The following is a 23,683-nucleotide window of genomic DNA, read 5'->3' as shown; positions in this document are numbered from 1 at the left end:
TGGGATTGCCGGCCCCTGCGCGAAATCAGCTTGAGGCACCGGCGGGCAGGTCTTTCCCGCGTCGCGGGCACCGGCTTTATGTTCTCGCCGCCCGATGCCGGTGGCGGGCGATCCGCGCGTGGCGTGAAAGGCTTCCTTTACCTTGATGGCGGAAGAATCGGCGGCATGAATTCTTTCCAGCGATCATCGCCATGACCGGTTATTACCCATGCGTGCGGCCGGAACGGAACACCTGCGTCCTCGTCTGCGACCCGGATCCGGCGTCCCGCCGCCGCGTGCGCGCCGTGCTGGCCCGGCGGGATGCGCTGCATGTGATGGAAGCGGACACGCTGGAGGCCGCGACCGTCGTCATTTCCCGCTGCGCGGCGCTTCTGTTGTCGGTGGGGCGGGATGCGGAAGACGCCGTCATGCGGTTCCGGGCCGCCGGATTCGAGGGCACGCTCGTGGTGGCGCTGGCCGACGGCAGCGTGGCCGACGCCGTTGCCGCCATGCGGGCGGGTGCCGACGACGTGGTGCCGCAGCCGCTCAAGCCGGAGGACGTGGTGGATCGCCTGCTCGCCGCGACCCCGGCGCGCCGGCCCGATCGCCGCCGCGACGCGCCGCGGCCGCCACCCAGACGAAGCGGCGACTTCTGCGGCTTCCTCGGCCGCTCCGACCCCATGGCCGCGCTCTATGACGGGATTACCCGCATGGCCGCGTCGCGGGCGCCGGTCTTCATCACCGGTGAGAGCGGGGCCGGCAAGGACCTCGCTGCGGCCGCCGTCCACGCCTGTTCGACACGGCGGGACGAGCCGTTCGAGACGCTGAGCTGCCGCTCATCCGTGCGGGCCGAGCTGGAGCGCGACCTGCTCGGCCAGGTGCGGGATGCGACGGCGGGGCAAGGCGCCGACAGGGCGGGCGCCATCGAGCGGGCCCGCGGCGGCACGCTCTGCCTCGACGAGATCTGCGACATGGACCTGGAGCTCCAGGCCAAGCTGCTCGGCTTCCTGGAAGCCGGGCGGTTGCGCCGTGTCGGCGAGGCGGAGGACCGCGAGGCCGACGTACGCATCATCTGCACCACCGGCCGTGACCCGCTGGAAGAGGTGCGCGCCGGCCGCCTGCGCGAAGACCTGTTCTATCGCCTGCACGTGCTGCACCTCCACATGCCGCCGCTGCGGGCGCGGGGAGACGACGTGATCCTGCTCGCGGAGACCTTCCTGGCGCGCTTTGCCGGGGAGGAGGGGCGGCCCTTGGCGCGCCTCGGCCCGGAGGCCGCCGCGGTGCTGCGGTCGCGGGCCTTCCGCGGCAACGTGCGCGAGCTGCAGAACCTGATGCGGCGTGTCGCCATCCTGCTGGACGGACCGGTGGTGCCGGCGCATCTCGTGGCCGATCCCGGCGCGGAAGGCACCGCGGTGGCCGAAGCTCCGCCGGCTGCCGCGTGGATCGGGGTCTCCTCCGTCTGGGGCACGCCGGCCCGGGTGGAGCCCCTGTCGGTGGTGGAGCGGCGGGCCATCGAGGCGGCGATCAGCGCCTTCGACGGCAACATCGCCCTGGCCGCCGCCGCCCTCGACCTCAGCCCGTCCACGCTTTATCGCAAGAAGCTCGCCTGGCAGGACGGCCGGCGCCTCTCCTGAGACGCGGGTGGTGACGGCTACAGGATGAACCGGCTCAGGTCCGCGTTCTTCGCGAGGTCCGCGACGCGCGAGCGGACATATTCGGCGTCCACCACCACCTCCTCGCCGGAGCGGTCGGGGGCGGAGAAGGACAGGTCGTCGAGCACCCGCTCGATCACCGTCTGCAGCCGCCGGGCGCCGATATTCTCCACGTTGGAATTCACCTCCACCGCCGCGTCGGCGATGGCTTCCACCGCGTCGGCGGTGATGGTGAGGGTGACGCCTTCCGTCGCCATCAGCGCCACCGACTGCTTGACGAGGCTCGCCTCGGTCTCGGTCAGGATGCGCACGAAGTCCGCCCGCGTCAGCGCCTCGAGCTCCACGCGGATGGGCAGGCGGCCCTGCAGCTCCGGCAGGAGGTCGGACGGCTTGGAGACGTGGAAGGCGCCGGAGGCGATGAACAGGATGTGGTCGGTCTTCACCGAGCCGTGCTTGGTGGAGACGGTGGTGCCCTCGATCAGCGGCAGCAGGTCCCGCTGAACGCCCTCGCGGGAGACATCGGCGCCGGAGCGGCCTTCGCGGCCGGCGATCTTGTCGATTTCGTCGAGGAAGACGATGCCGTTGTTCTCCACCGAGTGGATGGCCTCCTGGGTGATGGCGTCCTGGTCGATGAGCTTGTCGGCCTCCTCGGTGAGGAGGAGGGGATGGGCTTCCTTGACGGTGACGCGGCGCGGCTTGGAGCGACCGCCGAAGGCCTTGCCCAGCATGTCGCCCAGGGAGATGGCGCCCATCTGGCTCCCCGGCATGCCGGGGATCTCGAACATGGGCATGCCCTGGCCGCCGCCGGCCTGGACCTCCACCTCCACCTCCTTGTCGTCGAGTTCGCCGGCCCGCAGCCGCTTCCTGAAGGCGTCGCGGGTGGCCGGAGAGGCGCCCGCGCCCACCAGGGCGTCGAGCACGCGGTTCTCGGCGGCGAGGTGCGCCTTGGCCTGCACGTCCTTGCGCTTGGTCTCGCGGATGAGACCGATGCCCACCTCCAAGAGGTCGCGCACGATCTGCTCCACGTCGCGGCCCACATAGCCGACTTCGGTGAACTTGGTGGCCTCCACCTTCAGGAACGGCGCGCCGGCGAGGCGGGCGAGGCGGCGGGAGATCTCGGTCTTGCCCACCCCGGTGGGGCCGATCATGAGGATGTTCTTGGGCAGCACCTCCTCGCGCAGCTTGTCGTCGAGCTTGAGGCGGCGCCAGCGGTTGCGCAGGGCGATGGCCACCGCCCGCTTGGCCTTGGCCTGGCCGACGATGTGGCGGTCGAGCTCGGAGACGATCTCGCGGGGGAAAAGTCGCTCATGAACACTCGCTCTGACAGGTCGTTTCGAAATCCCGGTTCCCGGTTCTGCGGCCGGGGGCGGGCGCGTCGAGGCCGCGCTCAGCCGCCGATGGTTTCCACGACGATGTTGCGGTTGGTGTAGACGCAGATGTCGGCGGCGATCTCCAGCGAGCGGCGCACGATGGCCTCCGGGTCCGCCTCGCGGTCGAGCAGGGCCCGCGCCGCGGCCAGCGCGAACATGCCGCCCGAGCCGATGCCGGCCACCCCCGCGTCCGGCTCCAGCACGTCGCCGGTGCCGGTGAGCACCAAGGAGACCGAGGCGTCGGCCACGATCATCATGGCTTCGAGGCGGCGCAGGTAGCGGTCGGTGCGCCAGTCCTTGGCCAGCTCCACCGCGGCGCGCTGCAACTGGCCCGGATACTGCTCCAGCTTGGCCTCAAGCCGCTCGAACAGGGTGAAGGCATCCGCCGTGGCGCCGGCGAAGCCGCCGATCACGTCCCCCTTGCCCAGGCGCCGCACCTTGCGCGCGTTGGCCTTCAGCACGGTCTGGCCGAGGGTCACCTGGCCGTCGCCGGCGATGGCGACGCGGTTGCCCTTGCGGACCGAGACGATGGTGGTGCCGTAGATGGTATCCGGGGAATGCTGCATGAAAGGCTCCGCTCCGGCCCTTACTTATGCCGTTCCGGCGCGGACGCAACACGTGCCCGTCAGTCCCGCGGTGCGTCAGCTGCCGTTCAGGAAGGCGCGCACCGAGGTGGCGAAGTTCTGCGGCGCTTCCACCATGGGGCAATGGCCGCTGTCGAGGATCTCGTCCAGCGCCGCGCCGGGAATGGCGTTCGCCACCTCCCGCACCAGCGCCGGGGAGAACAGGCGGTCGTCGTCGCAATACAGGACGAAGGTGGGGGACGCGATGTGGCCGAGGCGGGCCAGCGTATCCACCTTCACGCAGGCATCGAGCTGGCGCAGGAAGGCGTCCTTCTCCTGGTAGAGGCCGGCATCGAGGGCCTGCTGCACCGAGGCGAACAGGGGCACCGACTTCAGCGTGCGCATGCCCAGCACGAAGGTGGTGAGGGCGGCGCCGAAGGTCAGCTCGTCGTCGAGCTGCAGGCGCAGCTCCTTCAGCAGCCGCATGATCTCGGTGGTGTAGAGATCGTTGCGGGCGAATGTGTTGGACAGGACCAGCCGGTCCACCCGCTTTGGCGCCATGAGTGTCAGTTCCTGGGCGATCGCGCCGCCGAGGGAGTGGCCGACCACGTGGGCGCGGGCGACGCCGACGGCATCGAGCACCGCTAGGGCGTCGCGGGCCATGTCGGCGGCGGCGTAGGCGGCCTTCGCCCGGCCGCTCTTGCCGATGTCGCGGTTGTCGAACTCGATGAGGGTGAAGCCTGAAAGCAGCGGCCGCGACAGGTTCCAGAAGGAACGCTCCGCCGAAAGGCCGGAAATGATGAGAAGGGGCGGCCCCTCCCCGCTGACCTGGTACGCGAGTTCGATCCCGTCATTCGTCGTCGTCGGCATTGGCGGGGTCCCCGGTTACCGGGGACCTATGGCACATTTGCTGCGCCGCGGCGAGGGCGCGGCGCCCTCCGGCGTGAGCATGGCAGGGGTAGAACCTACCTCTGGTTACCATTTTGAGGGAGCTTGACGCACGGCAGCGCAATGCGGGCCCCGTCATCGCTTCGCCATATGGCGTCGCAGCGGCGTTGCTGGTAGAACGCGCGGCCTTGGAGGAGTTCCATGCGCAAGGCCGAAATCGTCCGCGAGACAAAGGAGACCCGCGTCGCCCTCACCGTCGATCTCGACGGAACGGGGAAGGCTGCCATCTCCACCGGCATCGGGTTTCTCGACCACATGCTGGACCTGCTCGCCCGCCACGCCCGCTTCGACCTCGACATCAAGGCCGAGGGCGACCTGCATGTGGACTTCCACCACACCACCGAGGACGTGGGCATCGTGCTCGGCCAGGCGGTCCGGAAGGCGCTCGGCGACATGCGCGGCATCACCCGCTACGCCGACGTGCTGCTGCCCATGGACGAGACGCTGACCCGCGTCGCCCTCGACATATCCGGCCGGCCGTTCCTGGTCTTCCGCACCGAATTCGCGGTGCCGAAGATCGGTGAGTTCGACACCGAGCTGGTGCGCGAGTTCTTCCAGGCCTTCGCCTCCAGCGCCGGGGTGACCCTGCACGTGGAGACGCTGTACGGCGTCAACGCGCACCACATCGCTGAAAGCTGTTTCAAGGGCCTCGCCCGCGTGCTGCGGGCGGCGGTGGCGGTGGATCCCGGCGGCGGGGGAAATCCCCTCCACCAAGGGCGCCCTCGGGAATTAGGAGCGGACCATGGGCATCTGGACGGTCCTGACCCGGGACGTTCCCGGCGACACCACGGCGGCGGCGGCCGGCCGCGCGGTCTTCGTCCGCGAGAAATTCTCCTGGATGACGCTGTTCTTCGCGCCGATCGTCCTGCTGCGCTTCCGCCTGTGGCTCGCCCTCGCCGCCTATGTGGCGGTGGCGGTGATCCTCCGGCTCACCCAGACCTATGGCGGGCTCGCCGACGCGGTGAGCAGCGTGGTGATGGTGGGCTTCCACCTGCTGCTGGCCTTCGAGCTGCCGGCCCTGCGCCAGCGCAAGCTCGCACGGCTGGGCTACGAGGAAGCCGCCGTGCTGGTGGCCCGCGACCGTGGCGAGGCGGAGCAGCGCTTCTTCGCCGGCTGGAGCGGACCGCGCGTCGCCGCGCCGCTGCCGCAGATCCGGCCGGCGACCGGCCCCGGTGTTCCCCAGTCGGGGGTCATCGGCGCCTTTCCGGGAGCATGAGGCGATGACGGTCGCGATCATCGACTACAATTCCGGCAACCTGCATTCCGCCGCCAAGGCCATGGAGCGCGCGGCGCAGGACCTCGGCGCGGAGAAGGTCGTCGTCACCAGCGACCCGGAGGTGGTGCGCGTCGCCGAGCGGGTGGTGCTGCCCGGGGTCGGCGCCTTCGCCGACTGCCGCGCCGGCCTCGACGGCGTGCCCGGCATGGTGGAGGCCATGACCGAGGCGGTGAAGGCGCGGGGGCGGCCCTTCCTCGGCATCTGCGTCGGCCTCCAGCTCCTCGCCGAGCGCGGGCTGGAGCACGGCGAGACCGCTGGCCTCGGATGGATCCGTGGCGAGGTGGACCGCATCGCGCCGCAGGACCCCGAGCTGAAGATCCCCCACATGGGCTGGAACACGCTCGAAGTGGCGCGGGAGCATCCCCTCCTCGCCGGCATCCCCACCGGCGCGGGCGGGCTCCATGCCTATTTCGTGCATTCCTACCACCTGAAGCCGGCCGACGGCATAGACCTCGTCGCTACCACCGACTATGGCAGCACCATCACCGCGATGGTGGCGCGTGACAACGTGGCCGGCACCCAGTTCCATCCCGAGAAGAGCCAGAAGCTCGGCCTCGCGCTCCTCGCCAATTTCCTGAAGTGGCATCCGTGATCCTTTTTCCGGCCATCGATCTGAAAGACGGCCTCGCCGTTCGCCTCGAACAGGGCGACATGGCGCGGGCGACCGTGTTCAACCGCGATCCCGCCGCCCAGGCGGCGGAGTTCGAGACGCTCGGCTTCCGCTACCTGCACCTCGTCGACCTCGACGGCGCCTTCGCCGGCAAGCCGGTCAACGCGGCGGCGGTGGAGCGCATCCTGGAGACCGTCTCCATCCCGGTGCAGCTCGGCGGCGGCATCCGCGACCTCGCCACCGTCGAGGCCTGGCTCGGGAAGGGGGTGACGCGGGTCATTCTCGGCACCGCCGCCGTGCGCGACCCGGACTTCGTGAAACAGGCCGCCAGGGCCCATCCCGGCCGCATCGCCGTCGGCCTCGACGCCCGCGACGGCCGGGTGGCGGTGGAGGGCTGGGCCGAGACCTCGGACCTCGCCGCGGTGGACATCGCGCGGCGCTTCGAGGATGCGGGCGTCTCCGCCATCATCTACACCGACATTGCCCGCGACGGCCTGCTCAAGGGCCTCAACATCGAGGCCACCGTGGCGCTGGCGGAGGCGGTGAACCTGCCGGTGATCGCCTCCGGCGGCCTCGCCTCGCTCGCCGACATCGAGGCGCTGCTGGAGCCCCGGGCGAGGAAGCTGGAGGGCGCCATTACCGGCCGTGCCCTCTATGACGGGCGGCTCGACGCCCGCGAGGCGCTGGCGCTGGTGGCCGGACGATAGGTGTGCCATGCTGAAAGTCCGCGTCATTCCCTGCCTCGACGTGAAGGACGGCCGCGTGGTGAAGGGAGTCCAGTTCGTGGACCTGCGCGACGCCGGCGACCCGGTGGAGGCTGCGCGTGCCTATGACGCCGCCGGCGCCGACGAGCTCACCTTCCTCGACATCACCGCCAGCCACGAAAACCGCGGCACCATCCTCGACGTGGTCCGCCGCACCGCCGAGCAGTGTTTCATGCCGCTGACCGTGGGCGGCGGCGTGCGCACCGTGGACGATGTGCGCACCTTGCTCCATGCGGGTGCCGACAAGGTCTCCATCAACACCGCCGCCGTGAACCGCCGCGCCTTCGTGGGCGAGGCGGCGGAGAAGTTCGGCGAGCAATGCATCGTCGTCGCCATCGACGCCAAGAAGGTGAGCGGCGAGGGCGAAGAGAACCGCTGGGAGATCTTCACCCACGGCGGGCGCAAGCCCACCGGCATCGATGCCGTCCAGTACGCCCGCGACGTGGTGGATCTCGGCGCCGGCGAGATCCTGCTCACCTCCATGGACCGCGACGGGACCGGACAGGGGTTTGACTGCGCGTTGACGCGCGCGGTGTCGGACGCGGTGCACGTGCCGGTGATCGCCTCGGGCGGGGTCGGCATCCTCGACCATCTCGTCGAGGGCATCCGCGAGGGCGGCGCGTCGGCGGTGCTGGCGGCGTCCATCTTCCATTTCGGCACCTTCACCGTGCGCGAGGCCAAGGAGCGCCTGGCCGAGGCCGGCCTGCCGGTGCGCCTCGATGTCTAGGGCCGTCTCTTCCCTTCCAGCCGCTGCCGACCGGGCCACCTTGATGAGCGACAGCTTCTCCCTGACCGACCTCGAAGCCATCGTCGCCGCCCGCGCCGCGGCGGACGCAGGCGCGTCCTACACCCGCTCGCTGCTCGACAAGGGGATCGGCAAGTGCGCCCAGAAGCTGGGCGAGGAGGCGGTGGAGACGGTGATCGCCGCCGTCTCGGCGGACCGCGAGGCCCTTGTCGCGGAGACGAGCGATCTCCTCTACCATCTCCTCGTGGTGCTGAAGGCGCGCGGCGTGTCGCTGGCCGAGGTGCACGCGGAACTCGCCCGGCGCACCGGCCAGTCCGGGCTCGCCGAAAAAGCCTCCCGGCCGGCCGGCTGAGACGAGACCACGAGGCACCCGCATGGATCGTCGCGTCGACGCCGGCCTCTCGCCCTACCGCACCTTCTCCCGTGCCGAGTGGGCCGCGTTGCGCCGCGACACGCCCATGACGCTCCGGCCGGACGAGATCACGCGCCTCGAGGGTCTCGGCGTCCACCTCTCCATCAAGGAGGTGGAGGAGATCTATCTCCCCCTCTCGCGCCTGCTCTCGCTCTATGTGGCGGCGACGCAGAAGCTGTTCCGCGCCATGAGCCACTTCCTCGACCAACGCGAGAGCGAGGTGAACGGCGAGGGCAAGATGCCCTACATCATCGGGGTTGCCGGCTCGGTGGCGGTGGGCAAGTCTACCACCGCGCGCGTGCTGCAGGCGCTGCTCGCGCGCTGGCCCAACACGCCGAAGGTGGACCTCGTGACCACGGACGGCTTCCTCCTGCCCAACGCCATCCTCGAGCGCGAGGGGCTGATGGACAAGAAGGGGTTTCCGGAGAGCTACGACCTGCCGCTGCTGCTGCGCTTCCTGACCGACATCAAGGCGGGGCGGCGTCCGGTTCGGGCGCCGCTCTACTCCCATTTCTTCTACGACGTGATGCCTGACACCCACGTGGAGATCGACCGGCCCGACATCCTCATCGTCGAAGGCCTCAACGTGCTCCAGACCACGCGTCCGCCGAAGGACGGCAAGGCGATTCCCTTCGTCTCCGACTTCTTCGACTTCTCGGTCTATATCGACGGCGACGAGGATGTGATCGAGCGCTGGTACGTGGAGCGCTTCATGCGCCTGCGGGCCACCGCCTTCCAGGACCCGCTTTCCTACTTCCACCGCTATTCCCAGCTCACGGAGGAGGAGGCACGGGCGACGGCGGTCTCCATCTGGCGGAGCATCAACCTGCCGAACCTCTCCGACAACATCCTGCCCACGCGCCAGCGGGCCGACCTCATCCTGCGGAAGTCGGGCGACCACGAGGTGGCGGAAGTCAGCCTCCGGCGGCTGTGACAGCGCCGGAGGGTGTCGCGCGCATTATTTGAGCTGCGCTTCCCCTTGGCGATGCCGGCATTGGCGCAGGCCTCGTCCAGATGCCCGCCCGGCGCGCCCCTTCCGCCTGGGACCCGGGAACATCTTTGTTGAACAGGTCCTTCGGGCGTCGCCCCTGGCCCGCATGCCGGGCCTGCCGCCCGCCCCTATTCCCCGGCGAGAGAGGCGAGCCCGCAACCCGGCGCCTTGGCGCGCTGGTCGAGCCAGTCGGCCATGCCGAGCCCCAGCCGGATATCTTCCTGCAGGGCGTGCCGCGCTTTCTCCGGGTCACGCGCCTTGAGGGCGCGCAGCACGGCATAATGGGGGTGGTTCTCGCGGTCGATCCGGTCCCGGGAGACGGTGCCGTGGAACACGCCGAGCAGCGGGCCCATCAGCGTCCACATGTTCTCGACGATGGATTCCACCAGCGGCAGGCCGGCGACCTCCATCAGCGCGAAGTGGAAGTCGCGGTTCCCGAGGCTCGCTTTCTTCGGGTCCTGCGCTCCCTCGATGAAGTCTTCCTGGATCTGCTCGAGCCGCTGGATCTGCTGGTCGGTGATGTGCCCGGCGGCGCGCGCGGCGGCGGCGCCTTCCAGTTCCATGCGCACCAGCTGGATCTCGCGCAGCCGCCGGCTGTCCAGCATGGGAACGTGGACGGCGGTCGCGGCCTTCATCTCCAGCGCCTGCTCGCTGACAAGGCGGAAGATGGCCTCGCGCACCGGCGTGATGGAGGTGCCGAGGTCGGCCGCGAGCGCGGAGATACGCAGGCGCTCGCCGGGTTCGAACTGCCCGTCGATCAGCGCCCTGCGGATGCGCCCGTAGACGCGCGCCGAAAGATTTTCCTTCTCGACCTGCCGCAGCTCCGCCATCGCGCCCTTCGACGTTTCACCGGGACCAAGGCCCGGCCTATATCATATGATCGGCCGCGACGGCGCTGCGTCAGGCCGCCGGATGTGCGGCGCGCACCACCAGGACCGGAATGCTGGAATGGGTGAGCACCTTCGTGGTCTCGCTGCCGAGCACGACCGCCGACAGGCCCCGCCGCCCATGGGAGGCCATGACGATGAGGTCGCACCGTTCCTGCTCGGCGGTGGCGATGATGCCTTCAAAGGCGTGGTTGCCCTCCACGTGCACGCGGGCCGCCTCCACTCCGGCGACGGCCGCCGCCTCGGCTGCCTTGTCGAGGACGCGGTCGGCGCGCACCTGGGCATTGCGGCGATACTCCTCCTGCGTGTCGGCGAGCTGGTCGGCTTCCGTCGTCAGGAGGTGGAAGGGCTCGCTCGCGGTCATGACCGTGAGGCGCGCCTGCAGGGCGGCGGCAAGCTGGACGGCGTGGCTGACGGCGAGGTCGGACAGGGCCGAGCCATCGGTGGCGACGAGGATGTTCTTGTACATCGCGATCTTCCCCAGCTGGGAGGCGCGATCATAGCACTCCCGCGCGGCGGTTCGGCTTGCGCGGAATCAATCGCCTGGACGACGGCCACGCCTTACTCGGCGATGATCTTCACCTTGTCGCCGTACTTGAGCTTGGCACCGTTCTCGAGCCCGTTGAGGATCAGGAAGCGCTCCAGCGGGCGGTCCGGCACCTGCATGCGGGCGGCGAGCTTGTCCGCCGAATCGCCCAGTCCGATCGAAACGATGCGCAGACGCAGCGGCTTCACCGTTTCCGCCTCGCCGGTGGAGACGCGGCGGAAGGTGTCCGCGGCGACGCGGAACTGCTTGTCCAGCTCCGGCGTCAGCTCGCGCGCGGCGAAGATGAGGCGGTAGACGTCCGCGCCGAAGCGGATGGCGAACATGCGGAAGGACCACTGGTCGCCGCGCGCGATGGCCGTGGCCGCGGTGAAGCCGTTGACGGTGAGGCTCTCCACCGTGTTGATCTCCACCCCGTCGATCCAGCCCGAGGACAGATATTGCGCCAGCGACTGTTCGGCGGGAACGCGCACCGCGTCGAGCCGAAGGGCCTCACGCCCGGTCTGGGTGGCGCCCAGCACCGCCTGGGAAGTGTTCTCCAGCGAGAAGCCCTCCGGCGCGGTGAAGGTGAAGCCGAGCTTGGGGTGGAAGAATTTGCGCCCGCGCACGAAGCCTTCCTTGGGATCGTCGCCGTAGACCATGCCCTCGATGGCCGAGAAGTAGGCGGCGCGATCGCGCTCGCCGTCGGCCTGGCCGTTCGGGCTGGCATACTGGCGGGCATTGGCGATGGCGATGGAGATGCGCTCGGGCGTCGCCGGATGGGACGAGAGGAAATCCATGTCCGGCGTGGTGGACGACGATGAGCCGGAAAAGGCCGCGCTCTTCAGGTCGCCGTAGCGGCCCATGTCGGTGAGGAAGCGCGAGGCGCCGTAGGGATCGAAGCCGGCGCGCGCCGCGATGCCCACGCCGATGGCGTCCGCCTCCAGTTCCTGTCCGCGCGAGAAGGAGGCGAGGGTGCGGCGGCTCTTCTGCATGGCGAGCGCGCCGAGGTCAGGATCGTTCACCACGTCGGAGATGACACGACTCACCAGCACCGCCTGCTTGACCTGATCCTCGCGGATCACGGCATGGCGGGCGATGACGTGCGCCATCTCGTGGGCGAGCACGGAGGAGAGCTCGGAGGTGTCGTTGGCCAGCGAAAGCAGGCCGCGGGTGACGTAGAGCGAGCCGTCCGGCAGGGCGAAGGCGTTGATGGCCGGCGAATTGAGGACGGTGACCCGGTACTTCAGGTCGGGCCGCTCGGAGGCGGCGACGAGCCGCTCCACCACCTGCTGGATGAGCGCCTTGAGCTGCGGATCGTTGTAGGCGCCGCCATAGCCCGCCACCAGCCGCTCGTGCTCCCGGCGCTGGGCCGGCGACATGTCGGCGAATTCCGAGGCGGAGGATTGCGCGTTGAGCGGCAGGCTCGCCTGATCGAGATCGAAGCCGGCGCAGCCGGCGAAGAGCAGGGGCAGCAGCAGGGGGAGGGCGCGGATAAATCGGGTGGCATGGGCGCGCACGCAGCCGAGGGGCGCTGATGCCCCCGTCCGCTTTGCTTCCGCCGCACTGCGCAGCCTCGTCTCCCGCACCTTGCCTTCGTGCACCCGTATCACCTTTCGTTGCGTCGGGCCGGTCGCTGCGGCGGCACCGTCTCGGTGCCGGCCACCCGCAGGATCTCGCCGGTCCGGCGCAGCTGGACGGCAGGCCCGCCATCCACGCGCACCACGCCACGCACCCGCACCATCGTGCCGCGCAACATGGCCGGATCGAGGCTATCGCCCAAGATTATGGCGAAATCCTCCTTCGGAAGGATGACCGTGAAATCCTGCCGCCAGGTTGCGCCGAAATTCAGGTAGACGCGCTCGCGGGTGACGCCCACGGCGCGCACCCGCCCCTGAACCAGGGTGAAGAGGCCGGCGCGGCGAAGGAGCCCGGTCTCGTCGGCGGCCTTCAGAATGGTCCCCGGCTGCGCCCAGATGCCTCGCCTCTGCTGCTGCGCTTCCGCTTCCGCCGCAAGCCGTTCGGCACCGCAGGCCGCATCCCCGGCGGGCTCGGCAAAGCCGGCGCCGGCGCGCAGCAGGGCCGTGGCGAGGTCCTCGCCGGCCGCGCCGCCTTGCGCCGCGAGCGCCGCATCCCCCGTTAGCCGGCCGTGCCGGTCGGCCCGTTCGGCGCCGGGATGCACGCGCATGCCCTCGATCACCGTGGCCGCTGCTGCCTCGGCGGCGCGCAGCACGGCGGGCGCCGCCGAAATCCGGGTGGGCAGCACGATGCCGTCCGGCACCAGGCGGCGCCCGTCCGCCAGCAGCAGGGCGCCGGTCTCGGACCAGTGGACGGCGACCCCGTCGCCATGCTCCACAGGCAGGACGATGGCGCAGGCACGGGGCTCCGCGTCAGCCCCGGCTGCCCGGGCCGGATCATGCGTTGCGCCGATGGTCACGGCACACACGAGGATGGCGCCCGTGGCGGCGGCGAGGCTGCCGGCGACAGATCGGCGCGGGAGCGCCATGCGCGGATCCACGTCGGTCCCGTGCGCGGGTGTTCCGTGCTTGCTTGTCCCTTGTCCGGTGCCCTGCTTCATCTTGCTTCCTGCGGCGTCCGTGCCGGGGACTACCCGCCTGATGGCTCGGCCGACGCCCTGCTTGCCGCAGGGCCGAAGGGGCGCGGGCCGAAGGGGCCGCGCAGGACCAAGCGTCTCCTCCGGCTGGCGACGCCCGTCGGCGGATTCTCTCGGGACGCCGATCGTCGATGGCTCCCTTCCGATTTACCCTAGGATAGTGGATCCGCGCGGGAGCATGAAGGCCGCCGCCGATCACCTGTGCTTACAGACCGTTTCCGGTGGCCGCAGGACACCCTTTTCTCGCGCGGGCGTCCGTTCTAGAAGGGGCGTGGCGTCCCGGTAGCTCAGCAGGATAGAGCAGCGGTTTCCTAAACCGCAGGTCAGGGGTTCTATTTTGCCCCGGCATCTCGCCCAACGCATTGGTATTTCAGCTTATTTGTCAATGTCTCGTTTTCACGGATTTATTGAATCTTATCTCGGGTAACAACAGGGTAACGCGCGGAACTCGCTAGAGCGTTACCGTTCCGGCCGGAGATGCCGCAAGAGCGGTGGTCGTCTCCAGCCGCTCTCGACCTTCCACTTTGGGCCAAAGGGTCCCATCCAGACACTCCCCTCCAAGAAACCAAGGAAGCAGGAGGTGGAGCCTCGTCGGCAGGCCCATCCAAACTCGGCAAGCGTGTCCGCGGTGGACAATGGGGAATGAGCGGCTACAGTAGCAAGAGGTATTACCTATTCGCAGTGGAGCCCCACGCATGGCAACGGCAACATCCATCAAGCTCGACGACGAGCTAAAAGGGCGCATCCAGCGTCTCGCCGAAGTTCGCCGCCGCTCCTCCCATTGGATCATGCGGGAGGCGATCGCGCAGTATGTGGAGCGCGAGGAAAGGCGCGAGGCCCTGCGCCAGGACACCGTCAAGGCATGGGATGAGTTTCAGGCAACGGGCGTGCATGCCACGGCCGAGGATGTCGAGAAATGGCTGTCGAGTTGGGGCACTGAAGGCGAGCTGCCGGCGCCTCAATGCCGCAAGTGAGATTTTCGCCAGCTGCGATCCGCGACCTTGAAGGATTACGGTCTTTTCTGAGCCCTAAGAATCCTGCCGCTGCGAAAAGAGCCGGCGAAGCCATCATAGACGGCGTTCGTGCCCTCGGCTCGCATCCACACATGGGCCGGACGATCGACGGTCTACCCGAGCAGTTTCGGGACTGGCTCATCCCGTTCGGGGACAGCGGCTATGTCGCTCGCTATCATTTCGGCGACGATGGAGTGACCATCCTTCTCTTGAGGCACCAGAGAGAGATGGACTGGAGCGGTAAGGGCCACGGGTAAGCTTTGGGTGCACGACGCTTCGCGCCCATATCCAGGAGACACCGTAAAGGGGCCCGCATACCGTTGTCCTGAGCCAATAGGCAACAGAATCAGGCTACCCTCTTAAATCGCGAAATTAGACTGAAACGTGGAGTTCAGGAATGCGGCGCCGAATCCGTTGAGTATGCACTTTCGAAACACCACATGATTATGACGCCTTGCGAGCCATCGATCGAAATCAGAATAGACGGAATAGTAAAGATGGACATCGTAAAAAAGACGCAACTACGTGAAGCGATTATCGCTCACATGAGAGACATTCCAAAGTGGTCCGATCTTCGAACATTTGGAAAATCCAAACTGCTGTCATTAACCGTCATCGTTCCACTTATCGGATGGATAATATTATTTAATAATCAATTCGTTGATCTGATATCGATATCACCAGACATATTCCGCCGGTTCTCCGCAAAAACTGTAGATGCATCAGGCCTCGAACGCCACATAACGATCGGCTGGCTTAAATTCACGTATTTTGGCCTTAGTCTACTCGGCATATCATCTCTATTATATACAATTCTTTGCCCGAAACTCATTAAAAATAATGATTCAGAATCCGATTATATTGCTCGCGAAAAATCTCTATCCACCCCTTCCCGAATTGGAATTATACTAAATTCAATAAGCAGACATTATACAAAAGATTGTCACTTCGACAACACCATCCGATACATACTGATATCCGCCGCATCTCCGGAGGTTTTTCACACAATTTATGAAAGCGTAATCAATGAGATGTGGGAAACGCCAGCACCGGAAGTCGATGGAGCGGAGGGCCAAATAGAGGCTGACGCCGATCTCGAAACTGGCCGAAATCACGATGGCGAATTGTATTCAAATAACGGAAATTTAAATATTTCCTACGTCGCAGAATGCATCAGTACCCAGCGTCGGGCCCAACGAAATATCTGGATGTCAATGTACGCAGTCGCGCCACGTTTTGATACCGATATACTAACAATCGAGTATCTCGTGTCAGACAACTCGCGGCCCATGGCGCGAGCAACAATATTGCTACTTTACGTGTCTGGATTTGCAATAACATCTTGGCCATCAATAAGCACGTTCTTATCTGTCATGATGTCAATATTATAATTCCAATAATAACTGTCCAGACATACAATCCAGCGAACAGTAAATATGCATATCTATCAGATATGACATAAGAGACAGTGAAAAACCGAATGTTACCGCTCTGCAACGGCAGAGGTGTCTGACTTGGCGTCACGTCCGCATCGCAGCCATACACTGCGATGGGACCGCCACTAGCCAAGTTTGCTGAATCAGAAATCTGGCCCAACTTTCCTTTTGGCGAACCTGGGTCCCATCCAGACACTCCCCTCCAAGAATCCAAGGAAGCGGGTGGTGGCCGTTCGCGTTGGGTCCCATTCGGCAGTTCGATCCGAGCGTCACCGGATTTCGCTCGGCTCGCTAAACGGCAAACGGCCGACCCTTTAAGAACGCTGCCCTGATCCAACCCAATCCAGATTTCTAATATCTTACCATTAATCAAACGGTCTCCGGTAATCGTGAAGGGCCTCGCAAACGGCAGGCACTTTCCACCGAAGCGAACCGCGAACGCCCGTCTCTAATGCTCCCATTATGAGCAGATTTCAGCGATCGCAGCGATTTTCCGGTTGGAAATGCAAAAACACCCAGATTTAGTTCTGTTTAGCGCAGGAGCTCGGCCATAAACTACATCCGGTTACCGTTTTGGCCTGCATGTTAAGGGATATCGGCGCAGGTCCTCGCATCGACTGAGAAGGGCATGGGCGGCACGTCTTCGGGAATCGAGGAAGGGTCCCGCCACCTTCAATCCCATGCCATGAGCCTCTCCCTGAGCACTCTCCGTCCAAGAAACCAAGGAAGCGGGTGGTGATCGCTCGCATTGGGTCCCATCCGACGAATTTGCCGCTCGTCCTCTCGGCTACATCGCGATCAGCGCCCGGCAAAGGGCGAGAGCGCAAACCTAGAAGACAATTTTACCATCAATTTCAATGCGCTGCCTAAAATATGTTTACTATGACAACGCAACCATAAGTACGAAATTCTTTTTAAAAACAAAAGTTCCTTTGATTATCAATGGCTTATGCAGAGTTCTTCTTGACTCGGACCTCGGATCGAGATATAAAGAAGGCGTTCATGAACGAACTCACCAAGTCAACGCGGTCGCCATATTGGGCCGTGAACGACGATATTTGTATAATTCATAAGAAAGGAAATTGAATTGAAGATTAGGTATATTGATAAGCCCGCTGGAGCAAATAAGACGCGTTTCATAATCGCCGAGATCGCCGAGATGGTGCGTTGGGGACACAAGGTATTGCTTGTGCAGAAGTCCAAAGACTTGATAGACCAGACATACCGCCATCTAACGGAAGGAGCGAGTCTCGCGCCTTTCGTCACGAGATTACACGAAGATACGGTGGTGGGACAACACGTTGTCTCGGCTATCATCAATCACTTCAGGAATGCCGAGCCAAAAGGACAGGCGCTGATCATAACCGAGCAAGCATTTGACCTTGTTCCGTATTTTCACAGAGCCGAGTTTTGGGACTTGATCTTCGATGAGTGCCCTCATGTGGAAAAGGGTTTCTCAATCGAAGTGCCGGTAAACCATGGCTTCCTCACGGAGCACGTTATGACTAGAGGCGAGGGCCTCTACGTTCCCCTCTGCGTCAAATCGGAAGCAGACCTAAGAAATATCGTCAGGAAAAAGGACAAGGTGAATGATATATTTCGCGATGCAGCAAAGCAGTTGCTTTCTGCGGGGTGGGACTGTTTCGTTCACCAGGAGAGGTATGATAGTATAGTCGACGGGGACAAGGGAGCCAAGAAACTGTGCATTTGCTCGGTCCGCAACACCCTCGTGATATCCAGGTTCAAAACCTGCACTGTGGCATCGGCCATGTTCAAGGACACGTTCTTTTTCAAGATACTTTCTAATAGAGGCGTTGATTTCGTTGATTATGGCGAGCGCGCGTATGCGCCAGTGAGAAAGGATGCGGAGATAACGTTTTCGTTTGACCGACATCCCAATGGGCATCTTCTCGACATTCATTATCTCGACGTGCCCAGATGGTCCAAGGAGATCATGAAGAAACACGCAAGCCTTGTGTCAGACCTGAAGGCATACGCCATCGGCGTATTTTCCGATAGACCATTCATTTTCCAATCAAACAAGGCCAAGGACGATTTCCAAATAGACAATTTGGCCCTAGTAAAGGCCGATGGCGTAGACATTGGTGGAGCATCACACGGACTGAACTCCTACGAGTACATAGATAACGCGTTCATATACACTGCGCGAAACCCTGATGACGACTATAGGCGTTTTCTGAATTGGCTCGGTCTATCGGATAGGGATATCGACATTGGAATCCATTGCTTGGAGATATATCAGGCCGCGATGCGCTGTTCGCTTCGCGATATCGAATCAACCACGCGAAAGATCGTGATCGTTCCGGACACGAGAGCAGCTTTTTGGCTTGCAGGCCTATTCGACGGAGTCACTTTGACGAAGGTTCCCATTGAGGTTCCCAAGAGAGTAGGCAAGGTTGGCAGACCGAGAATCCATGCAAGTGATAAGGATAGGAAGAGAGCCCAAAGGGCAAGAGACAAGGAGAAGAGGCAGGATAATCTACCTGTAGAAGAGAACGGTATTATTGTTACATGTCACGAAACCCTTATAAGGGAGGATATTGTGACACGAACTATTCAGAATAACGATATGATATGGATTCTGAATTTCTATGATCCGTTACATATCAAAGGTGGCCCAGGCTACACTCCGGCAGCAACTCATGTGGTGCCTCTGGTATCCGTTGTTGAGGTTGTCAACATGATGTCGGCAGCATTCGATATGAGTTATCAAAAGAAGGTTGACAATCCATGTTTCAATTTCACGATATTTGATGATCCCCATGTGAATGCCCGAGAGGCAATCTATGCCCAAGGGACATCGGCTATCATCCTCGATAACGATGGCGGTGGTATCTCCCGTGCGGAATTCGCGAGGATATTTCATTCAGAAAAAATGATCATTTCCAATAGCTTCAGTTCTACAAGAGAATGGGAAAAATGGAGGGCTGTGATACTGCTATCAAGAGCAGTGTCGGGAGAAGAATACCGTCGTCTGCTACAGGCGATCATGATCGAGTTGGAAGCGCATGGATACGCCGTCCACGGCTTTGATAAGTCGAAAAAATCCCTTGTAGATATCTTCCACTTTCCGTGCCGAGCGGACAATGGGGAGTCCTTCTTTGAGGAATTGGTGGGGGACGAACGCCAACTGATAAACCCCGACTATTGGCTGCAAAAGGTGCCTGCGCATGTGCCTTCTCCTCCTATCGCTCCTTTGCACATCGAAGGGGAAGAATGGCCTCCCGAGGTCACTGAGGCCGTAAAGGAGGCGGTGGCGATATTCGATGAGACTGGCACTCGCGCAGGCCAAGGGGACGGGGCAATTTGGGACCTTGCAACAGACCTGTGGACGCACGGATTGCAAGCTGACGAAGCGAGGCCAATCTTGGATGACGCCGCGCGCCGATCCACGTCACCGGAGGATCGCCTCAAGCAGGTCGAGCGCATCATAAAGGGCTGGTCGAAATAATGAGGATGGCCGACCTTTGATATGATATATCTGAGACGAAACAGGGAGACGCCTACAATCCGGCGCCTCTCGATATGCGCGAACCCCTGATAGGTTGATATTCGCCGCCTCGACTATCAGTTTTTCTGGCTATTCGCTTTTTCCAAAACGTCCGCACGACGAGCGGCTTCTGTAGCCATGCACAGTGGATAGTCGTAGACCGCAGCGGCTTTGCTGCCATCCCCTGCGGCCAGACATTTCGCGTCACGCCACTTGATCCAAGCTCTCTCGGCCTCCCTCAAATGGTATTGCCTCTGAGGCGGCAAGCGGGCCATTGCGTCACGGTAGGCCATATTGAGTCGCGCATCTTGCCTATCGAGCTCCTGGGCAAGACATGTCTTCGTTTGAACGCCCGATTGTGACCGTGCGCGGCATTCCTCATATTGGGCGCTAAGATCGGATGCGAAGCCTGTCGTTCCGCTGAAGACAGATACGAAGAGGGTGATCTGAATGGTCCGCAACAATGGACGGCGTAAGGTCATCAGCTCTTCCTTGAGTGAGCGGCGCTTGGTTCTAGCCTATAGGGATAATCGACACCCGATTTACGCCTGATAATATTTTATCATTTTACCTTATCAGCGTTGGGTGACATTTGATGGATATCAGGCGAACGAGATTATTAGTTTGCAGTTAACTATCTATCGTTGCTTAACAGATAAATTACCCTTATATCGACTGAATTCGAATATCGTGCGCTTACCGGGCCCAACAGGTCCGTCTGATTGGCATCTAGCAATAACTTGAGCATCATATGAGCATCCGGAAGGTGCACAGTCCTTTTTCTCGCGCACTTGCTCCGGTTCGCAATGCCAGCCGTCCGCGCCAAAACTCCAAGGGTTGATGGAAATAATTTTCTTGCATACTCCATCTTCTGCCCAACTCGGCAAAATATAGTGAGTCTCTCTACCTTCCTGCGATTCGAAACACCAATCACCTACTTGCATGATCGGCATTGTCGCATCGGCTGCAAAAGCAATGACAGGTATGGCCACAGCGGCAATAATGGTTGTCGCTGCCATCAAAAGTCTATTGGGATCATGAAGCTGAGGCTGGTCCACCGCATTTCACCTTAAATTGGGAACTATGTTGATGGATCAGGATGCAGCTATTGGTGGCAGACGGTCAATGCCACGCTTGGCATTGGATGTAAGAAACAGCTTCGCGCGGCGCTGTCCGCTCCTCACGCCTCTGGCCTCTTCATGCCTCAGCTAAGAGCTATCGATGTCAGCGCTTTGCGCCCTTCACCCCCCTTCTTTGAAGGGAGAGACAAACGGCTCGCGCTAAGGTAGATAGGTAAGCGGAACGTCACGCAACGTTCTGGGGCGTGGAAACCCCTGTGGTTCGGTATGGGTGTCGACCGGAACGGCACCAACTCCTTGACCTATGGTCGGGGAGCCTGTGGCGTATGCAACAGGTTCTCGGACTAAAGGCCACAGGGACCGTAACCACTCGGTTTTCCAACTCCCCGATCACCAAGGGCAATGAGCAGCGTAAGGCGGGGGCGAACCGCCAACTGCGCTCGTTTTGGGTTGGGGGATGTCGTGAACCTTAACGATGCCGTAAAAACTTGCTTCAAAAAGTATGCAGAATTTAGCGGGCGAGCAAAAAGAAGTGAGTTCTGGTGGTACAGTCTTTTTGTCGTGTTACTTTCTTTCGCGTATACATGGAAATCTGATAATTTATTTTTCTATTATGTCGGAAATGCATTTTCTTTACTGACCATAATTCCATCTTGGGCAGTCGGTAGCCGGCGCCTTCACGACGTTGGCCGCAGCGGCTGGTGGCAGTTGCTTGCCTTAGCCATTATCGGGCTCTTGCCGCTCCTGTATTGGTGGGTTCAGCCGTCTCAGCCCGGTCCCAATCGATATGGCGAGGAACCGGAGGCCGACAAGGGCACTCCTCCTGCATCACCAATTCCGCAAGCCGCTCATCCTCAGCCCAGCCTACAAAGCGCTCCTGTGACCCCCAGTGCGCCTGTCGCAGGCCCACCAACCGAAACCCGCGAGGCCCCAAGGGGTATGCTGCACTGGACGCAGCAAAATCGGGATCAATAGCGCCGAGGTCACGGGGGAATCATCGCAATGTTTGGATCAGTGATTGTTCGGTCTTTGCTGATGCTCGGTGTGTTGGTTTGGGTCGCTCCGGCCTTCGCCCAAGAGGAACACATATGTGTGCGGGCAATTCCCAAAGGGTACGTGGTTGTGCACGGCGTATGGTATGACGAAGGGCGGTGGTTCGTTAAATATTCGAATCCACCATTCAACAGCACTACTGTAATCAACGTCAGCCCATCAACCTATGAAGTCGGAGCCCACGGCAGTAAGTGGGGTCCAGGTTGGATTCGTTTTCATTGGTACAGATGCTGACGAAATTACCCGTTTGGCAGCCCGCCCCATTAATTTCCGGAGAACACGCCTGTGCACGTAAATCTAAAAATCGTCCTTTTGATTTTCGGATTATTGCTTCTTGCCGATGATTTGAGGAATGGAGGAATCTTCCCTCAACACGTCTATTGCGCAATCGGCGCCGGGATATCCAATACCGGTTTCTCGGCTGAGAACATGAAAAACAATCCATTAGGTGTCGACGTCCAAAGAGCGATTTTGCTGAGTACTGCCGTTGGCCTCATGCAGGCCACTGGACAAATATCCTCGGAGGAAGCTCTAGCCATTATGGACGGCCGAATGCCATTTTGCCTCAAGATGGTATCCGTACTAAAATACCTCACGGCGGTCATTAGCAATAGACAAATGGCTGATGGTTGGAGCGTTTTTCAGACTCGGTGAGGGTCCTCATTCGTGACGGGCATCGGACCATTACAGGATATCGACCACGCGCCCATTCGCATCGATTGCCCTGACTCGACAGCCAGGGTTTGAACGCGCAGTGGCCTTCATGGCGTTCGTGATGTTCGGCGCCAGGTTTTGGACAACCATGACTGTTGTCCACTCACCAGAAACCCTCTGCCGTTGAATCTGGACCTGATCCATCTTCTTTTCCAATTTATTTTTGTTATTACCTTACGGAATGCAAATCTACCATTCCTTCGGCTTTCATCTCGGTTGCATCGTTATGCATCGGTCTCGATAATGCGGAAATCGGCTCACGTTCTCAGCTCACGCACCCGATCGCTTCGAGCTAAGGAAATATTAGGCGCGCCCGAATGCCGTATTCTGATATTCCTCGGCCAATCGAGATCAGATATGCCTTAATCGCGTGCAGGGCAACCTGGGTATGCGCAGCACTTATGGCCGTGTTATCAACGTTCTGCATGGTTCTTTTCGGTTGGGGAAGGCCTGGGTTGCCTCCTCGGTATATCGACAGATTTCCAGATAACAGCGCATACTTTGCTATTTTCTTTCTTTTAGTCTCGAAGAGCTTCCAATTTCACTGGGACCATTGGCGACTCGTATGCGAAGGGAAATCAGCCTTCATCCGAAAGATTGGCGAAGAGAGTTTCACATTGATGTGGAAGCGGATCGGACTTGGTTTCGCGGCCGCTAGCGCAATCGCGCTTCTAATTTCGATTGGCGAAAATGTAAAAATATTGAAAATATCATTTGGATTATAAAGATATTGAGACATAGAAGGGAAGGTGGGATGAGAATCCTCAAGCCTCGCTATTGGTATCCTTACCTGCGCATGTCTCGCGCACTCGTTGGTTATCCAATCTACGCCCCGCCACATTTGAAGTGCGAGTCTGATTTGACCGACGATGAGGCGCAGGAGAATTTTGATTATTTTATGAGAGTGAAGGATGAACGCCTCGAAATGTTCCTTGAATGGATGTGGCGCAACTTTCGAATTCGCCTTTCTTTCAATCCAGAATCGATCGACAAGTTTGACCGATGGGCGAAATTTTATAATGGCTCGATCGTCGCGGATGGACAGCGTATGATCTGGCGCTCGTACAACGATTATGATCCGGCTTGGACCGGCCGGTTTATCGGGTGCAATCTCATGTTGGATGCCGGTATCTATCTTGGAGAATATCTGATCTGCAAGAGGCCGACGATAAGATGGGGGATGGACAAGGGATATTTTTCAAAAATCGATATAGACGAAATAGAAGAATATGATGAAGATAGTGTAGAATATAATATAGACCAGAACGTGGAGCGGTACCCCTCCGGAAATTATAATAAGGTCCTGCTTCTTTTCCAAAATGGGCGAAGCGACAATCCCCTACCACTCCAAATGTACAACGCCAACAATCAGGCGCCATATCTTTTCTTGGATGGAGCCCTCGATGGCCTTGCGGGTCAAGGGAGCTATAATTCGGCAAGAGCGTGTATCGCGCAGGCTCTTTTCTTCCACGATCTCGCCCCTGACAGCACCGGCTTCACTCCCGATTTTTCAACTCGTCCAATCGAGTAGGCCCTTTCCGGA

The 23,683-nt window shown here is 61.7% G+C and carries 21 protein-coding genes and 1 pseudogene; 13 read left to right on the top strand and 9 right to left on the bottom strand.

Annotation, left to right across the window (positions count from 1 at the left end; genetic code table 11):
• The first annotated feature begins 191 nt into the window (after positions 1 to 191).
• On the top strand, positions 192 to 1,613 hold the full coding sequence (locus tag EZH22_RS05430; protein ID WP_203194728.1) for a sigma-54-dependent transcriptional regulator: 1,422 nt from the start codon (positions 192 to 194) through the stop codon (positions 1,611 to 1,613).
• A 17-nt stretch (positions 1,614 to 1,630) separates the two neighbouring features.
• Here the strand turns inward: EZH22_RS05430 and hslU are convergent, their stop codons facing one another.
• The 3 genes from hslU to EZH22_RS05415 form a co-directional block, all read right to left on the bottom strand.
• The gene (gene hslU / locus EZH22_RS05425; RefSeq protein WP_203196394.1) at positions 1,631 to 2,971 is read right to left on the bottom strand and encodes an ATP-dependent protease ATPase subunit HslU; all 1,341 of its coding nucleotides are present in this window, start codon (positions 2,969 to 2,971) and stop codon (positions 1,631 to 1,633) included.
• Between the two features lie 47 nt (positions 2,972 to 3,018).
• Positions 3,019 to 3,567, bottom strand: coding sequence for an ATP-dependent protease subunit HslV (gene hslV, locus EZH22_RS05420; RefSeq protein ID WP_203194727.1), 549 nt, complete (start codon positions 3,565 to 3,567; stop codon positions 3,019 to 3,021).
• A gap of 75 nt (positions 3,568 to 3,642) precedes the next feature.
• Positions 3,643 to 4,434, bottom strand: a complete 792-nt coding sequence (locus EZH22_RS05415) for an alpha/beta fold hydrolase (protein ID WP_203194726.1) — start codon at positions 4,432 to 4,434, stop codon at positions 3,643 to 3,645.
• Positions 4,435 to 4,653: 219 nt separating this feature from the next.
• Between EZH22_RS05415 and hisB the strand changes: the two are divergent.
• The 7 genes and pseudogenes from hisB to coaA all read left to right on the top strand — a co-directional run bounded on the left by hisB (position 4,654) and on the right by coaA (position 9,253).
• Positions 4,654 to 5,245, top strand: a pseudogene (gene hisB / locus EZH22_RS05410) (imidazoleglycerol-phosphate dehydratase HisB).
• Between the two features lie 9 nt (positions 5,246 to 5,254).
• Positions 5,255 to 5,728: a DUF2628 domain-containing protein gene (locus EZH22_RS05405; RefSeq protein WP_203194725.1), complete on the top strand. Its 474-nt coding sequence runs from the start codon at positions 5,255 to 5,257 to the stop codon at positions 5,726 to 5,728.
• A gap of 4 nt (positions 5,729 to 5,732) precedes the next feature.
• The gene (hisH, locus tag EZH22_RS05400; protein ID WP_203194724.1) at positions 5,733 to 6,380 is read left to right on the top strand and encodes an imidazole glycerol phosphate synthase subunit HisH; all 648 of its coding nucleotides are present in this window, start codon (positions 5,733 to 5,735) and stop codon (positions 6,378 to 6,380) included.
• A complete protein-coding gene (gene hisA / locus EZH22_RS05395; protein WP_203194723.1) occupies positions 6,377 to 7,105 on the top strand; it encodes a 1-(5-phosphoribosyl)-5-[(5-phosphoribosylamino)methylideneamino]imidazole-4-carboxamide isomerase in 729 nt (242 codons plus the stop codon). Before hisH ends, hisA begins: the two co-directional genes overlap by 4 nt.
• Before the next feature lie 7 nt (positions 7,106 to 7,112).
• Entirely contained in the window at positions 7,113 to 7,889 is a 777-nt protein-coding gene (hisF, locus tag EZH22_RS05390; RefSeq protein WP_203194722.1) for an imidazole glycerol phosphate synthase subunit HisF, read from the top strand.
• 43 nt (positions 7,890 to 7,932) lie between these two features.
• Entirely contained in the window at positions 7,933 to 8,259 is a 327-nt protein-coding gene (locus EZH22_RS05385) for a phosphoribosyl-ATP diphosphatase (RefSeq protein ID WP_203194721.1), read from the top strand.
• A gap of 22 nt (positions 8,260 to 8,281) precedes the next feature.
• A complete protein-coding gene (gene coaA, locus EZH22_RS05380) occupies positions 8,282 to 9,253 on the top strand; it encodes a type I pantothenate kinase (protein ID WP_203194720.1) in 972 nt (323 codons plus the stop codon).
• 185 nt (positions 9,254 to 9,438) lie between these two features.
• Here coaA and EZH22_RS05375 read toward each other — a convergent pair whose 3' ends face one another.
• From EZH22_RS05375 to EZH22_RS05360, 4 genes are all read right to left on the bottom strand, one after another.
• The gene (locus EZH22_RS05375; RefSeq protein ID WP_203194719.1) at positions 9,439 to 10,140 is read right to left on the bottom strand and encodes a GntR family transcriptional regulator; all 702 of its coding nucleotides are present in this window, start codon (positions 10,138 to 10,140) and stop codon (positions 9,439 to 9,441) included.
• 70 nt (positions 10,141 to 10,210) lie between these two features.
• Positions 10,211 to 10,666, bottom strand: coding sequence for a universal stress protein (locus tag EZH22_RS05370; RefSeq protein WP_203194718.1), 456 nt, complete (start codon positions 10,664 to 10,666; stop codon positions 10,211 to 10,213).
• A gap of 92 nt (positions 10,667 to 10,758) precedes the next feature.
• Positions 10,759 to 12,240 carry a M48 family metalloprotease gene (locus EZH22_RS05365; protein WP_408647718.1) on the bottom strand — a complete coding sequence of 494 codons (1,482 nt, stop codon included), beginning with the start codon at positions 12,238 to 12,240 and terminating at the stop codon, positions 10,759 to 10,761.
• 89 nt (positions 12,241 to 12,329) lie between these two features.
• Positions 12,330 to 13,226 (bottom strand): thermonuclease family protein, encoded by an 897-nt coding sequence (locus EZH22_RS05360; RefSeq protein ID WP_203194717.1) that lies wholly within the window; start codon positions 13,224 to 13,226, stop codon positions 12,330 to 12,332.
• Between the two features lie 803 nt (positions 13,227 to 14,029).
• Here EZH22_RS05360 and EZH22_RS05355 point away from each other — a divergent pair.
• The 3 genes from EZH22_RS05355 (at position 14,030) to EZH22_RS05345 (ending at position 19,255) form a co-directional block, all read left to right on the top strand.
• A complete protein-coding gene (locus EZH22_RS05355; protein ID WP_203194716.1) occupies positions 14,030 to 14,308 on the top strand; it encodes a CopG family ribbon-helix-helix protein in 279 nt (92 codons plus the stop codon).
• Positions 14,296 to 14,604, top strand: a complete 309-nt coding sequence (locus tag EZH22_RS05350; protein ID WP_203194715.1) for a type II toxin-antitoxin system RelE/ParE family toxin — start codon at positions 14,296 to 14,298, stop codon at positions 14,602 to 14,604. Before EZH22_RS05355 ends, EZH22_RS05350 begins: the two co-directional genes overlap by 13 nt.
• Before the next feature lie 2,266 nt (positions 14,605 to 16,870).
• Positions 16,871 to 19,255, top strand: coding sequence for a DEAD/DEAH box helicase family protein (locus EZH22_RS05345; protein WP_203194714.1), 2,385 nt, complete (start codon positions 16,871 to 16,873; stop codon positions 19,253 to 19,255).
• 116 nt (positions 19,256 to 19,371) lie between these two features.
• Here EZH22_RS05345 and EZH22_RS05340 read toward each other — a convergent pair whose 3' ends face one another.
• Positions 19,372 to 19,776, bottom strand: a complete 405-nt coding sequence (locus tag EZH22_RS05340) for a lysozyme inhibitor LprI family protein (protein WP_203194713.1) — start codon at positions 19,774 to 19,776, stop codon at positions 19,372 to 19,374.
• 156 nt (positions 19,777 to 19,932) lie between these two features.
• The gene (locus EZH22_RS05335; RefSeq protein ID WP_203194712.1) at positions 19,933 to 20,352 is read right to left on the bottom strand and encodes a hypothetical protein; all 420 of its coding nucleotides are present in this window, start codon (positions 20,350 to 20,352) and stop codon (positions 19,933 to 19,935) included.
• Positions 20,353 to 20,775: 423 nt separating this feature from the next.
• Between EZH22_RS05335 and EZH22_RS05330 the strand changes: the two genes are divergently transcribed.
• A complete protein-coding gene (locus EZH22_RS05330; RefSeq protein WP_203194711.1) occupies positions 20,776 to 21,348 on the top strand; it encodes a DUF805 domain-containing protein in 573 nt (190 codons plus the stop codon).
• 1,546 nt (positions 21,349 to 22,894) lie between these two features.
• Positions 22,895 to 23,671 carry a hypothetical protein gene (locus EZH22_RS05325; RefSeq protein WP_203194710.1) on the top strand — a complete coding sequence of 259 codons (777 nt, stop codon included), beginning with the start codon at positions 22,895 to 22,897 and terminating at the stop codon, positions 23,669 to 23,671.
• Positions 23,672 to 23,683: the final 12 nt, after the last annotated feature.

Source organism: Xanthobacter dioxanivorans, from assembly GCF_016807805.1.
Classification (GTDB): Bacteria; Pseudomonadota; Alphaproteobacteria; order Rhizobiales; family Xanthobacteraceae; genus Xanthobacter; species Xanthobacter dioxanivorans.
This window is presented reverse-complemented; position numbering and strand designations above follow the sequence as displayed.

What these genes read in the sequence shown, in the direction of transcription:
- EZH22_RS05340 (WP_203194713.1), bottom strand. Translation starts at nt 19,776, where the DNA reads ATGACCTTACGCCGTCCATTGTTGCGGACCATTCAGATCACCCTCTTC.
- EZH22_RS05385 (WP_203194721.1), top strand. Translation starts at nt 7,933, where the DNA reads ATGAGCGACAGCTTCTCCCTGACCGACCTCGAAGCCATCGTCGCCGCC.
- EZH22_RS05415 (WP_203194726.1), bottom strand. Translation starts at nt 4,434, where the DNA reads ATGCCGACGACGACGAATGACGGGATCGAACTCGCGTACCAGGTCAGC.
- EZH22_RS05370 (WP_203194718.1), bottom strand. Translation starts at nt 10,666, where the DNA reads ATGTACAAGAACATCCTCGTCGCCACCGATGGCTCGGCCCTGTCCGAC.
- hslV (WP_203194727.1), bottom strand. Translation starts at nt 3,567, where the DNA reads ATGCAGCATTCCCCGGATACCATCTACGGCACCACCATCGTCTCGGTC.
- hisF (WP_203194722.1), top strand. Translation starts at nt 7,113, where the DNA reads ATGCTGAAAGTCCGCGTCATTCCCTGCCTCGACGTGAAGGACGGCCGC.
- coaA (WP_203194720.1), top strand. Translation starts at nt 8,282, where the DNA reads ATGGATCGTCGCGTCGACGCCGGCCTCTCGCCCTACCGCACCTTCTCC.
- EZH22_RS05430 (WP_203194728.1), top strand. Translation starts at nt 192, where the DNA reads ATGACCGGTTATTACCCATGCGTGCGGCCGGAACGGAACACCTGCGTC.
- hisH (WP_203194724.1), top strand. Translation starts at nt 5,733, where the DNA reads ATGACGGTCGCGATCATCGACTACAATTCCGGCAACCTGCATTCCGCC.
- EZH22_RS05330 (WP_203194711.1), top strand. Translation starts at nt 20,776, where the DNA reads ATGAGCAGCGTAAGGCGGGGGCGAACCGCCAACTGCGCTCGTTTTGGG.
- EZH22_RS05405 (WP_203194725.1), top strand. Translation starts at nt 5,255, where the DNA reads ATGGGCATCTGGACGGTCCTGACCCGGGACGTTCCCGGCGACACCACG.
- EZH22_RS05350 (WP_203194715.1), top strand. Translation starts at nt 14,296, where the DNA reads ATGCCGCAAGTGAGATTTTCGCCAGCTGCGATCCGCGACCTTGAAGGA.
- EZH22_RS05325 (WP_203194710.1), top strand. Translation starts at nt 22,895, where the DNA reads ATGAGAATCCTCAAGCCTCGCTATTGGTATCCTTACCTGCGCATGTCT.
- EZH22_RS05360 (WP_203194717.1), bottom strand. Translation starts at nt 13,226, where the DNA reads ATGGCGCTCCCGCGCCGATCTGTCGCCGGCAGCCTCGCCGCCGCCACG.
- EZH22_RS05375 (WP_203194719.1), bottom strand. Translation starts at nt 10,140, where the DNA reads ATGGCGGAGCTGCGGCAGGTCGAGAAGGAAAATCTTTCGGCGCGCGTC.
- EZH22_RS05355 (WP_203194716.1), top strand. Translation starts at nt 14,030, where the DNA reads ATGGCAACGGCAACATCCATCAAGCTCGACGACGAGCTAAAAGGGCGC.